This window comes from Ilumatobacter sp. (genome assembly GCF_965215205.1).
Classification (GTDB): Bacteria; Actinomycetota; Acidimicrobiia; order Acidimicrobiales; family Ilumatobacteraceae; genus Ilumatobacter_A.
On sequence record NZ_OZ244049.1, the window covers coordinates 2,696,260 to 2,710,194 of the forward strand.

Annotated in this window: 5 protein-coding genes; 4 read left to right on the forward strand and 1 reads right to left on the reverse strand. The window is 69.9% G+C overall.

What is annotated here, in order from left to right; all coding sequences use genetic code 11:
- Position 1: 1 nt before the first annotated feature.
- Positions 2–4,750: a MupA/Atu3671 family FMN-dependent luciferase-like monooxygenase gene (locus ACOOHC_RS12680; protein WP_420450771.1), complete on the reverse strand. Its 4,749-nt coding sequence runs from the start codon at positions 4,748–4,750 to the stop codon at positions 2–4.
- Between ACOOHC_RS12680 and ACOOHC_RS12685 the strand changes: the two genes are divergently transcribed.
- The 4 genes from ACOOHC_RS12685 (at position 4,725) to ACOOHC_RS12700 (ending at position 13,901) form a co-directional block, all read left to right on the forward strand.
- Positions 4,725–6,191 (forward strand): glycosyltransferase family 4 protein, encoded by a 1,467-nt coding sequence (locus ACOOHC_RS12685; RefSeq protein ID WP_420450772.1) that lies wholly within the window; start codon positions 4,725–4,727, stop codon positions 6,189–6,191. The genes ACOOHC_RS12680 and ACOOHC_RS12685 overlap by 26 nt on opposite strands.
- Before the next feature lie 679 nt (positions 6,192–6,870).
- On the forward strand, positions 6,871–10,983 hold the full coding sequence (locus tag ACOOHC_RS12690; RefSeq protein WP_420450773.1) for a DUF1996 domain-containing protein: 4,113 nt from the start codon (positions 6,871–6,873) through the stop codon (positions 10,981–10,983).
- Positions 10,984–11,038: 55 nt separating this feature from the next.
- A complete protein-coding gene (locus ACOOHC_RS12695; protein ID WP_420450774.1) occupies positions 11,039–12,145 on the forward strand; it encodes an exostosin domain-containing protein in 1,107 nt (368 codons plus the stop codon).
- A gap of 187 nt (positions 12,146–12,332) precedes the next feature.
- Positions 12,333–13,901, forward strand: coding sequence for a hypothetical protein (locus ACOOHC_RS12700; RefSeq protein ID WP_420450775.1), 1,569 nt, complete (start codon positions 12,333–12,335; stop codon positions 13,899–13,901).
- Positions 13,902–13,935: the final 34 nt, after the last annotated feature.

Below are 13,935 nucleotides of genomic sequence, written 5' to 3' on the forward strand. Positions count from 1 at the left end.
GCTACCTCCTCGCTCGCGCTCGACGACGTCGAGCCCCTCGTTCGCTGGCACGGTCGCGCCCAGCGTCGTGGACGTCGTCGCCGACCGGGCCCGAGCGGGACTCTGCCGTCGCGAGGAAGGCAGCGAACGACTCCACGGTCGGGTGCCGGAAGATGTCGGTCAGCGAGACCGCCCCGGGACGGTCCGCCTCGATCCGGCGGAAGAGCGTGACGGCGAGCAGGGAGTGCCCGCCGAGATCGAAGAAGTTCTGGTTACGCCCGACCGGGCGACCGAGCAGCTCGGTCCACAGCTCGGCGACGAGCCGCTCGTGGTCGCTGCGCAGCGGCTCGCTCACCGCCATCGCCGACGCGCTCTCCTCGATGCGCTCGTCGGTCCTCGCGACGAGCGCGGCGCGATCGATCTTTCCGTTGGGCGTCTGGGGGAGCTCGTCGACCTGGACGACGTCGGGGACCATGATCGACGGCAGCACCCGCGCCAGCTCCGCACGCACATCGACAGCGGGGGTTCCCGTGACGAACGCGATCAGGCGACGGTCGGCCTCGTGATCCGTGGAGCCGCTCGCGACCACCACGCACCGCTCCACGCCGTCGACGTCCTCGGCGACCGACTCGATCTCGCCGAGCTCGATGCGGTGGCCACGGATCTTGACCTGGTGGTCCATGCGCCCCAGGAACTCGACGTGGGCGCCCGCATCGCCGGCGACGACCCGGACGAGGTCCCCGGTGGCGTAGATCCGGCCGAGCCGCGGGTGCTGCAGGAACCGGTCCGCGGTGAGCTCGGGTCGGCCGTGGTACCCGCGCGCCAGGCCGGCGCCTCCGAGGTGCAGCTCGCCGGCCACGCCGACCGGGACCTCTCGGCGCGCCACGTCGAGGACGTGCACGGCCGTGTTCGCGATCGGGCGGCCGATCGGCACCTCGGCGCCGACGTCGCCGATCTCGTGCACCAACGACCAGATGGTGGTCTCGGTCGGGCCGTACATGTTCGTGAACCGACCTCCGACCGCCGCACGCAGATCGCCTGCGAGGCGGGGCGGGAGCGCCTCCCCGCCGACGAGCAGGTGCCGGAGCCGACCGAGGGCACGGCGATCCGCCCCGTCGGCAGCCAGCATCGCCGCGAACGTGGGGGTGCACTGCAGGTGGGTGACGCCGTGGCGCTCCACCAGATCGGCGACCGTCTCGGCAGCGGTCCCGCCCGCGCCAGATGCGGTGGCAGCGCCGGTGGGGACGAGCTCGGTGACGGTGCGCCGCACCGTGGCGAGGAGCTCGAGCGAGGCGAGGGCGTCGGCGTCCGCGACCCCGAAGTCGACCAGGCACGCCACCTCGTCGACGCCGACCGATCGCACCCGCTCGACCATCTCGACCGCATCGTCGACGGTGCCGAACAGGCCGCTGGTGCGCAAGTACCTCTCGGCTGCCATGTCGAGGAGCTGATCGAGCTCGTCGTCGCTCAACGAGTCGAGGACGGTGTCCGCGTCCGAACCGGCGTTCGCGAACGTGGGGAACGACGACGCCAGCCCGGCGATCAGGCCCACGGCCGACCCGAGGTACCGCTTGAGCGGGTCGCGGGCCACCTCGATCGCGCGGTCTCCGTCGTGGTCGAGGTAGCTGTGCAGCATCAGGGTGACGTGGCCGTCTCCGGCGTGACCGGATGCGGCGCGCGCCGCCCGGTAGGCATCGATCTTGTCCGCGAGCTCGTCGACCGTCTGGCCGAGCAGGTGGGTCAGCAGGCCGCGACCGGCGGCCCCGGCGGCCTCGAACGTGGAGCGCGATCCCGCCGAGGTCAGCCAGATCGGCAGCTCGGCCTGCACCGGGCGCGGCAGGGTGCGCACATCGACCATCCCGGTCGGGCCCGGGAGGGGCACCGTCTCGCCACGCCACAGTCGTTCGACCGTGTCGATCATCTCGCCCAGGCGCGCCTTCGCATCGCGGTGCCCCTCGGGGTTGAGGACGAAGTCGTTCGGCTGCCACCCCGCGGCGAACGAGATCCCGACCCGGCCGCCGGACAGCTGATCGACGACCGCCCACTCCTCGGCGACCCGCACCGGGGAGTGGAGCGGGAGCACCACGCTGCCCGCACGCACCGCGACCCGCTCGGTGACGGCTGCGATCGCGGCGGCGAGGACGCTGGGGTTCGGGTAGGCGCCACCGAAGGCGTGGAAGTGACGCTCGGGCAGCCAGACCGCCTCGAAACCGTGGCGGTCGGCCGCACGGGCGCTCTCGATGACGAAGCGGTATCGGTCGCTGTCGCTGTCGTCGCCGGCCGCGAAGTAGAAGACGCTCATGCCGAGCGGGCGCGCGGTCGGGCGGAGCGCCGGAACCGCCTCGGCGCCAGTGAGGGCCCCCTGCGGTGGGGCGATCACGACGTGGAACCCCCGCGACACCGTCCACAGCAGCTCGAGCACACTGATGTCGAACGACAGGCTGGTGACCGACAGCCAGACCCCGGGGTCGTCGATGTCGATCACCTCGTCCATCGCAACGAGGAAGTTGGTGAGCTGGGCGTGCTCGATCATCACGCCCTTGGGCGTGCCGGTCGAGCCCGAGGTGTAGATCACGTAAGCGAGATCGTTGGGTCGGATGGAGACAGCGGGGCGCCCCGGACCCACCGGATCAGCGCCGTCGGTGAGCCGGGACGCGACATGGAGGACCTCGACGTCGCCGGCGAGGTCCTCGGCGACTCCTGCGTCGGCGACGAGCAGGTCCAGCCCGGCGTCGTCGGCGATGTGGCGCAGCCGGGACCTCGGGTATCGCGGATCCAGGGGGACGTAGGCGCCGCGCCGGCGCAGCGTCGCCAGCACCACCACGAGGACGTCGATGCTGCGGTCCAGCGCAACCCCTACCCGGTCGCCGGGCCCGATGCCGCGCTCAGCGAGCAGTCGAGCCACGACCTCGACGCGCTCGGCCAGTTCGCGCCGACTGAGGGTCGCGTCGCCGCAGGAGACGGCTGCGGCGTCCGGAGATGCGACGGCGTACCGGTCGATCGCGGCGACGACGTCGTCGATGCCGTCGAGCTCGACACCGGTGTCGTTGAGCTCGGCGATCATCGCGATGTCGTCCTCGTCGCGCAGGTCGACGTCGATCGCTGCGCACCCCTCGTCGTCACGGTGCGCCACCACATGATCCAGGGCGCGCCCGAGTTGGGCGGCCCAGGTGCTGACGCCGCTCGCGGTGACCCCGGAACCCGGACCGGCGTGCAAGGTCACCTGCGCCGACACCGGGTCGACGACGAGGCAGGCGCCGAGGACGGTCGATGCCCAGCCGGGCGGACCATCGCTCGACTCGATCACGATCACCCCGACGGTGGTGTCGATGCCGCGAGCATCGGGATGGCGGGTCGCGGCATCTCCGAGGATGGGCCCGCGCCCCACGACATCCGCGACCCGGTCGGCCGTCGTGGACAGCAGCGTCGGGACGGAGCTCGTGCGGAGGCCCTGGGTCCGCACGGTTCCCGGCCGCGCCAGCGGTGCCAGCTCGGCCGTGACGGCCGCTGCGGCGGCGTCGGCGACGGCGACCACCGCCTCGTCGACGCCGGTCACGGAGGCGAGCCACACGGCGGCGAGCGCGACGGTCGCCGCCAAGGCGCCGTCGGGGGCGGCGAGCGTGCCCACCTCCGCCGAGCACCAGGCGTCCGATCGCGATCGGTCGCCGGTCGACTGGTCGCCGCGCGGCCCAGCGCCGCCGACGGAGATCGGTGGAAGGGCGCTGGGGTGGGCCAGGTCACGCCACCAGAGCCCCTCCGAGCGCGAGAGCCGCGGATCGTGGCGGGTGAGCGCCGCGACCAACCCGTTCGGAACTTTCAGCCGGGAACCCGCGCGCAGGCCGTGCTGCTCCGCGACGTCACCCAGCGCCACGGGGCACCCGGCCGCGGTGCGTGCGCGCTCGAATGCGATCGCGCCGAGCGCCGTCTGCACCACCAGCTCGGCATCGGTCACCTCGACCACGCGCCCGGGCTCGAGCGGGCCGTCCGGTGGGAGGTCGAGCGGGTGCGCCGCATCGATCAGGTAGGCACGATCACCGATGACGAGCCGGACGCTGCCGAAGCTGTTCACCGTCCGCTCACCGAGGTCATGGGCGCGCACCGCTCGGTCGATCTCGTGCGCGGTCGCGGCAGCCGGGTCGATCACCATCGCCGGCCGTTCGTGGCGGAGGTGGGTGGTACCGGGCACCGTGTCCTGCGGTCGGGTCTCGACGTCGCCGGCGGCGAGCGACGGCGCGAGCTCCGTGAAGGACTCGATGGCCGCCTCATAGCAACGGGTGTTCAGAGCGTGGGTCGTCGCACGCTCGTCGACCTGGAAGCGCCGTTGCGCGACGATCGCCCCGCCGTCGACGTCGGCGGTCATCAGGTGCCAGGTCACCCCGTGCTCGCGGTGTCCGGCGAGCACCGCCCACGCCGGCACATTGACCCCGGCCATCTCGGGCAGCGGACCATCGTGGAAGTTGATGCTGCAGCGGGAGCGCTCGAGCAGTGACGACGGGAGGATCCGCAGATTGGCCGCGCTGACGATAACATCGATGCCGATCCCTCGCGCATCGAGCTCCGGTTCGATCGGGCGGTCAGACCGCACCACCTCGCACCCGGGATCGCTCGCTACCAGACTAGCGACCGCGTCGTTGGTGGTCGCGACCAGCACGACGTCGAGCCCGCTGCCGTCAGCGATCCGAGCGCAGTCGGCGGTGAGTACCTCGTCGCCGACCACCAGGCAGCGCCACCGACGGCCGTCGTCCGTGCTGGAGGTGGTGCGGTTCGCCATGGTCAGGATCCTCTTCGTCACGTCAGGACGCGACCATGAGCACCCCATCGATCGCGTGATACGTGACGTCTTACGTTACCGCACCGCACCACTCCGCTTCATCACCGTTCGGACGAGTTCGATCACTCACAGCAGTACGCTCGCCACCATGCCGGACCCCACCCCCGCCCCTGGTCCCGCCTACGGCTCCGCTACCGGCGCCGAGGATCTACGCGTCGCATACGTGATGACGGACTACCCGCGGTTGGCCATGACGTTCATCACCGGTGAGGTGGACGAGATCGAGCGCCAGGGAGTGAGGGTCGTCCCGATCGCCATGAACGAACCCACGGCGCACGACATCGCAGACGACGACGGCCGGCGGCGTCACGATCTGACCCTCTACTTGAAGTCGAATCCGCGTCGCGTCGCCGTCGAGCTGGCGAAGGTGGCGGCACGGCACCCAGGACGGCTAGCGAGGCTCGCCTGCACTGCCGTCACCTCGGCCCGCGGCGACGTCACGATCATCGCCCGACGGCTCGCCCACCTCGCGTACGCGCCTTCCGTGGTGGCGCGCTGCCGAGCGACGGGCGTCCGTCACCTGCACGCTCACTTCGGCCAGTCTCCCGCCACGATCGCATGGTTCGCCGCCCTCGTCGGCAGGTGGGACGAGACCGACGCGTGGACGTGGAGCTTCACGATCCACGGCTTCCAGGACTTCGTCGACGACAAAGACGCTCGCCTCGACCTCAAGGCGAGGTCGGCGTCGTTCATCGTGTGCATCAGCGACTTCACCCGATCGCAGCTGTGCCGCGTCTCCGACCCTGCGACGTGGGAGCGGTTCCACGTCGTCCGCTGCGGACTGGACCTCGAGCGGTGGCCGCGGCGCGACGTCGCGCCCGACCGTGCCCGCCCGGTGGTGACGACGGTGGCGCGGCTGTCGGCCGAGAAGGGCCACGGCGTCCTGCTCGAGGCTTGCGCGCTCCTGCGCTCGCAGCACGATCTCTCCGTCCAGGTCGAACTGATCGGCGACGGTCCCTTCGCCGACGAGCTGCACCGGCTCGCTGGCAGGCTCGATCTCACCGAAAGCGTCACGTTCCTCGGCCAACTGCCGAGCGACCAGGTCGCCAAGCATCTCGCCTCGAGCGACGTGTTCTGCTTGCCGTCGTTCTCGGAGGGGCTGCCGATCTCGATCATGGAGGCGATGGCGCTCGGTGTGCCCGTCGTGTGCACCGGCATCAGCGGCATCCCCGAGCTCGCGATCGAAGGGGTGACAGCGCATACGGTGCCACCGGGGAACGCTCCGGCCCTGGCCGCAGCGCTGGCCCGGACGCTCACGGGCGACGGGCAGCGCGAGCGACTGGTCGACGCCGGTCGTGAGCTGGTCGAGCGCAACCACGACCGACCCTCCAACGTCGGCCGCTTACGCGCACTGCTCTCCGTCGCCACCGCCGCCCGCTGACCCGCCGCGGTCCGGCCGACGGGGGCGACCCAGGGATCTCGACGTCCCCGCGACTCAAGATCGAAGCGGATGCCCCCGCGCTGCCCGCGAGATCCCGTGCTCAAGCCGGCGTCGTTCGCGGCCGAACCACCCGGACAGCGCGCTTTGCAAGCACGAGCTGCGGGACCCCTCGGCGGAGTTCGTCGCCAACGTCGCAACGAGTCGGCGGTGCCGATCGGCACCGAACCGAGCACCGCCGAGAGCGGTCGGAACGCAGCAAAGGGTGCTGGTAGTCCAAGTTCACGATTTCGTCAACCCCCCGGGTCGTGGGCATCGTCATCGGTCCGTCATCGATCTGTCAGTTGCGAACGAGAAGTGTCGGCCGACATGACGTGAGACGGATGTCTCACCTCAACCGATCAACAGCCCGACGCAGCGTCGCAGTCGGTCTTGGTAGAGGGAGTCGACCCAGCTCAGCGCACGTGCGAGTGCGATCGCAATGGCGACGCGGGACCTCGATCCGTTCCGAGCACCGGCGCTCTCAGAACGTCCCGAGCATGTGAACGTTCGCTCGGGCTCGCAGATCGAGTGCACGGTTTCGTTACGGTACCGTGACGATTCGTCATCGATTCTTCAGGCCCGCCGCCGTCGATGCCGATGGGCTCCGTCAGGAATCGCCCACTCGAAGGATCTCACCGCCATGCCTCGTCCTCGCTCGCTGTCTGCACGGATCTCTGCGTTCGTGCTTACCCTCGCCATCTCCGTCGGCTTGTTCGTCTCGATCGACGTGACCAACGTCGTCGATGCCGCCCGTGACGGCAACGGGACCGACCTCTCGACGCCGGCCGACACGCCGTCATTGCGCGTGGCCGATCGGGTCGCCGGTTCGCGGAGCTCCAACAGCACGAGCGGCGGGCTGTCGCCCATTGCGAGCAACTTCTCCGTCGAGGATCACCTGGTCCCGACGGGTCCGACGGCGTCGTCGGCGCACGAGCCCACCGGGAACTTCCGACTGAGCTGCGAGTACTCCCACCTCGCCTACGACGACCCGATCGTCGCACCCGGCAAGCCCGGCGCCTCCCACCTCCACATGTTCTTCGGGAACCGCGCCGCCGACGCCAACTCCACCTACGAATCCCTGCGCACCAGCGGCGACAGCACCTGCCAGGGCGGACCGATCAACCGCTCCGCCTACTGGATGCCCGCGTTGTTCGACGCCTCCGACCGGGTTGTCACCCCCGAGCACATCACCGTCTACTACAAGGGCCCCGGCCACGACACCGACGGCAACCTCGTCGACGTCGCCGAGCTCCCCGCCGGCCTGAAGATGATCGCCGGCGCCGACCCCGCCAACCCCAGCGCACCCTCACGCCACGAGTGGTACTGCGAGATCAACCAGAAGAAGGCCCGCACCATCCCCAACTGCGCCAGCAACGAACTCGTCGGCGTCGTGCTCGCCTTCCCCACCTGCTGGAACGGCAAGGACCTCGACTCCCCCGACCACCGCAGCCACATGGCCTACACCAGCTACAACGCCAACGGCCGGGCCGCCTGCCCCACCACCCACCCCGTCCCCCTCCCCGAGTTCACCCTCGGCGTCTGGTTCCGACACGACGGAAACTCCGAGAACTGGCACCTCGCATCGGACCGCATGCCCGGCATGGCCCCCCACGCCAACGGCTCCAGCTTCCACTCCGACTGGTTCGGAGCCTGGGACCCCACCATCCAGACCACCTGGATCGACCGCTGCATCAACGACCTCCTCAACTGCAGCGGAGGCGACCTCGGCAACCGCACCCAACTCAACGACGCACCCGACTACACCGGACCCCGCACCCTCACACCCCCCACCCGCCCGAATGATGGCAACAGCGGATTCGACAACCCGATCACCTCGACGACCGTCCCGGCGATCACGACGACCACGACGGTGGGGCGGAACGTCAGGAAGAACCCGAAGGCCACACCGACCACCACGACGGCACCCACCACGACGATCCCCACCACCACCACCACCACCACCGTCCCGACGACCACCACCGTCCCGACCTCCGCGACCGGCCCCGGCCGGACCCTGATCGTCGGCGACTCGCTGTGCATCGGCTCCCAGGACCGGCTCACCGCTCTCATCGCCGACGTGACCTTCCGCTGCCTCGGCGGACGGACCATGTACGGCGGCATCGCCCAGACCACCGACGTCGCCGGCTACGACACCGTCGTCATCGAGCTCGGCACCAACGGCGGCAACCAGTCGCTGTTCCAGGACGAGGTCCGACAGATCCTCTCCAAGCTCTCCGGCGTCAAGAACGTCCGCTTCGTCACCGCTCGCGTCAACCACTGGTGGCAGAGCGACCTCGACCGCAACAACGCCTTCGTCCGCACCGTGACACCGGTGTGCGACTGGGCCCCGCTCCTCGGCGCCAACACATCGTGGTTCAACAGCGACGGCGTCCACTACACCGAAACCGGACGTGAGCGCTTCGCCCACTTCATCAACGACTGCCTGACCACCACCACCACCACCTCCGTCCCCAAGACCACCACCACCACCACCGTCCCCAAGACCACCACCACCACCACCACCGTCCCGACGACCACCACCGTCCCGACCTCCGCGACCGGCCCCGGCCGGACCCTGATCGTCGGCGACTCGCTGTGCATCGGCTCCCAGGACCGGCTCACCGCTCTCATCGCCGACGTGACCTTCCGCTGCCTCGGCGGACGGACCATGTACGGCGGCATCGCCCAGACCACCGACGTCGCCGGCTACGACACCGTCGTCATCGAGCTCGGCACCAACGGCGGCAACCAGTCGCTGTTCCAGGACGAGGTCCGACAGATCCTCTCCAAGCTCTCCGGCGTCAAGAACGTCCGCTTCGTCACCGCTCGCGTCAACCACTGGTGGCAGAGCGACCTCGACCGCAACAACGCCTTCGTCCGCACCGTGACACCGGTGTGCGACTGGGCCCCGCTCCTCGGCGCCAACACATCGTGGTTCAACAGCGACGGCGTCCACTACACCGAAACCGGACGTGAGCGCTTCGCCCACTTCATCAACGACTGCCTGACCACCACCACCACCACCTCCGTCCCCAAGACCACCACCACCACCACCGTCCCCAAGACCACCACCACCACCACCACCGTCCCGACGACCACCACCGTCCCGACCTCCGCGACCGGCCCCGGCCGGACCCTGATCGTCGGCGACTCGCTGTGCATCGGCTCCCAGGACCGGCTCACCGCTCTCATCGCCGACGTGACCTTCCGCTGCCTCGGCGGACGGACCATGTACGGCGGCATCGCCCAGACCACCGACGTCGCCGGCTACGACACCGTCGTCATCGAGCTCGGCACCAACGGCGGCAACCAGTCGCTGTTCCAGGACGAGGTCCGACAGATCCTCTCCAAGCTCTCCGGCGTCAAGAACGTCCGCTTCGTCACCGCTCGCGTCAACCACTGGTGGCAGAGCGACCTCGACCGCAACAACGCCTTCGTCCGCACCGTGACACCGGTGTGCGACTGGGCCCCGCTCCTCGGCGCCAACACATCGTGGTTCAACAGCGACGGCGTCCACTACACCGAAACCGGACGTGAGCGCTTCGCCCACTTCATCAACGACTGCCTGACCACCACCACCACCGTCCCCAAGACCACCACCACCACCACCGTCCCGACGACCACCACCGTCCCCAAGACCACCACCACCACCGTCCCGAAGACGTCGACGAACGATGGAGCGGGCAGCGTCAGCCCCATCGCGAGCAACTTCTCCGTCGAGGATCACCTGGTCCCGACGGGTCCGACGGCGTCGTCGGCGCACGAGCCCACCGGGAACTTCCGACTGAGCTGCGAGTACTCCCACCTCGCCTACGACGACCCGATCGTCGCACCCGGCAAGCCCGGCGCCTCCCACCTCCACATGTTCTTCGGGAACCGCGCCGCCGACGCCAACTCCACCTACGAATCCCTGCGCACCAGCGGCGACAGCACCTGCCAGGGCGGACCGATCAACCGCTCCGCCTACTGGATGCCCGCGTTGTTCGACGCCTCCGACCGGGTCGTCACCCCCGAGCACATCACCGTCTACTACAAGGGCCCCGGCCACGACACCGACGGCAACCTCGTCGACGTCGCCGAGCTCCCCGCCGGCCTGAAGATGATCGCCGGCGCCGACCCCGCCAACCCCAGCGCACCCTCACGCCACGAGTGGTACTGCGAGATCAACCAGAAGAAGGCCCGCACCATCCCCAACTGCGCCAGCAACGAACTCGTCGGCGTCGTGCTCGCCTTCCCCACCTGCTGGAACGGCAAGGACCTCGACTCCCCCGACCACCGCAGCCACATGGCCTACACCAGCTACAACGCCAACGGCCGGGCCGCCTGCCCCACCACCCACCCCGTCCCCCTCCCCGAGTTCACCCTCGGCGTCTGGTTCCGACACGACGGAAACTCCGAGAACTGGCACCTCGCATCGGACCGCATGCCCGGCATGGCCCCCCACGCCAACGGCTCCAGCTTCCACTCCGACTGGTTCGGAGCCTGGGACCCCACCATCCAGACCACCTGGATCGACCGCTGCATCAACGACCTCCTCAACTGCAGCGGAGGCGACCTCGGCAACCGCACCCAACTCAACGACGCACCCGACTACACCGGACCCCGCACCCTCACACCCCCCACCCGCCCGATGACCGCCCAACCGCTCAGAGGGGACGACGCCGTCTCGACGGGGTTCGCCGCAGCTCCGTCGGAGGAGATGGCCTCGACCGTGCCGAGGTTCTCCTGCTCGCTCCTCGGAGCCACGGGTTGACGGCGCAGCCGGGTGGCTCGTGCCACCCGGGTTGCCGGCTGGTAAGGCTCTGTCCATGTTGATCACCGCGCTCCCCCTCCGAGACCCCGAGGACCGCCCGCTCGTCCCGTTCCTCGAGCCACTGATCGACGGAACGGCGACGCAGGGGTCGCCCGACGTGTCCTGGATGCGTCGCTTCGAGGGGTGGCAACGAGTCGCCCACGAGACGTTCTCGCTCGTCGACGACGAGCGAGCGTCGGTCTCCGTCGTCCCGATCGACTGGTACTGGGTCCGGGGACCGTCGTGGGCATCTCGACCGGACCGACGGCTCGGGGAGGAGTGTCGGCGACTCGTCGGCGACGCTGCCGACCAGGGCCGTCCGAGCCTGGCGTTCTTCACCGGCGATCGGTCCTGCGACCGCGCCGACCTGCGCGACACCCTGGTGTGCCGGGAAGGGGGCTACCGATCGAGGATGGGGCCCGACGACCTCGCGGCCCCCGCCTTCGTCGAAGACCTCGTCGAGCACTACACCGGGGGCGAGGTCGAGCTGCGCGAGCTCGGCGACGCCCCACGCGTCGGCTTCTGCGGGCTCGCGGGCAGGCGACAGGGACCCCCGGCACGTGCCCGGGAGCTGGCCCACCTCGCGACCGTCGCCGCGCGTGAACGTCGGCTCGAGCCGTCGCAGTTCACCGGGGAGAACCTCCGCGCCACGGTCCTCGCGTCCCTCGCGGCCGACGATCGCTGCGAGACGAACTTCATCGTGCGCGACGGGCCGACCTTCTTCGTCAGCCGGGATCCGGCCGACCTCGTCGACGTGCGCCGCCAGTACGTCGACAACCTGCGCCAGAGCGACTACTCGCTGTGCATCAGGGGATCGGGGAACTACTCGTACCGGTTGTATGAGACGTTGGCGCTCGGCCGCATCCCCATCATCGTCGACACCGACCTGGCCCTCCCGGCTCGCGACGTGATCGACTGGCCCGACGTCGGGGTGTGGGTCGATCACGACGACCTGGATCACATCGGTGACATCCTCACCGAGTTCCACGCATCGCTCGATCGCCGACGTTTCGAGGAGCTCCAGCTGCGGGCCCGTCGGATCTGGGTCCAGCACCTCAGCCCGGCCGGGTGGTTCTCGGCGCTGCCGCACCGCATCGAGCGGTGGCTCGAGGAGCGGTCGTGACGTCGTCGGACCGCCAGTCGTCGTCGACGACCCGCCTCGGCCCCGGATCAGGAAAGTCGGAACCGCGGGCAAGCACACCGCGCCGGCAGCTACCATCATCTCGGTCCGAGTGTCAATTCGCTCGATCCGACAGGTCGGACGGTCTCGTCCGCCCCGCCGCACACCAGCTTGAGGCACACACCACGTCATGGAAATCGGATTCATCGCACACGCAGCACGCCGCTTCTGGTGGCTCGTCGCTGCCTTCTTCCTGCTCGGACTCGAGGGTGGCATCCTGGCCAGCCCGGTGACCGCCAACACCTACACCGCCGTCGGGTTGCTGAACGTGTCGCCACCGTCGGGCTCCTTCGAGACGTCCTCCGACCGCTACATCGCCAGCCAGATCGTCATCCTGCGCTCCGGCGCTCTCGCGACGAGCGTCGCGACCGACCCGTCGGTCCAGCTGAGCCCCGGCGCGATCCGCGAGGCGGTGACGTTCACCCAGCTCATCGGGACCGACGTCGTCGAGGTCAAGGCGACGACCGGTTCGCCCGAGCGGGCCGAGGCGATCGCATCGCTGTACCTGGACCTGTACTTCGACACGGTGCGCCAGCAGCTCGACGACGCCCGTCGACCCGAGATCGACGCGATCGACAGCGCGATCTCGAACGTCGAGGAGCAGCTGTCGGAGGTGGATGACGCCGTCGGGCGGGCACTGGACGAGTTCGTCCAGACGGGCGACCGCGAGATCCCGACCATCGACCAGGTCGATCCCCAGCTCGCGACCGCCCGTTCGTCGCTGATCGAGCAGTACGGCAGCCTCCTCCAGAACCGCAGCGACCTCGCGCTCGGCCAGGACTCCCGGATCACCAGCCAGGTCATCCAGCGTCCCACGGTCCCCGAGCGTCCCGACGCCGCCCCTCGCTCGCTGCTCCTGGTCGTCGGTCCGATCTTCGGGCTGCTGGTCGGACTGACCGCGGCCACGATCGCAGCCCGGCTCTCCACCCGGGTGCTCGGCGCCGAGGAGGCCGAGGAGATCCTCGGCACCGCCTTCGTCGGGGAGATCGCACGCCACAACGACCTGAACGCACCGTTGAGCGAGGTCATCCAGCGCAACCACGAGATCAGCTCGCCCGTGATCGATCAGCTCTGTATCCGCGCCGAGGCGCACGCCCCGGCCGGGTCATCGTTCGTCGTCCTCGTGACCGGGACCGAGCGCACCGCCGGCACCTCGACGATCGCCGCCATGATGGCCGCCAACTTCGCGAACAGCGGTCGCGTCGTGACGCTGATCGACGGGAACACCGGCAACCCCGCTCTCTCGCGACCGTTGACCGCCTCCCTCGGCTCGCTGGTGGCGCTCGACGGCCCCGGCGACGAGCACGATTCCGGCCGCACGCGCGCGAGCCGGTGGTTCGATCAGACCCCGATCGACAATCTGCGCGTGATCGGCTCCGTGAACGCCGCCGAGCGAGGTGTCCAAGTCGCGAACGTCCTCGATGTCGCGGACGCCGCACGCGACGGGGCGGACGTCGTGGTGTTCGACGGCGGCCCCCTGATGGGAGCCGCGTCCACCGTCCAACTGAGCCGGACGGCGGACGCCGTCGTGCTCGCGGTCCCGGTGCACCGCCAGCGCTCCGAGCCGTTGCGGACCGTCGCACGTCAGCTCCGTCTGAGCAGCGGCACCGTCCTCCCGGTCGTGACACCGAAGCTCCGTTCCCGTCGTTCAGGAGACACCGAGGAGCCGTCCGAGGCGGCCCTGCGCGAAGCGGTCTGACCCTGCGAGCTGCGTCTTTTCGGGCCACGACGGG

Excerpts from the sequence above, each read along its gene's own strand:
- ACOOHC_RS12700 (WP_420450775.1), top strand. The coding sequence starts at position 12,333 with ATGGAAATCGGATTCATCGCACACGCAGCACGCCGCTTCTGGTGGCTC.
- ACOOHC_RS12695 (WP_420450774.1), top strand. The coding sequence starts at position 11,039 with ATGTTGATCACCGCGCTCCCCCTCCGAGACCCCGAGGACCGCCCGCTC.
- ACOOHC_RS12690 (WP_420450773.1), top strand. The coding sequence starts at position 6,871 with ATGCCTCGTCCTCGCTCGCTGTCTGCACGGATCTCTGCGTTCGTGCTT.
- ACOOHC_RS12680 (WP_420450771.1), bottom strand. The coding sequence starts at position 4,750 with ATGGCGAACCGCACCACCTCCAGCACGGACGACGGCCGTCGGTGGCGC.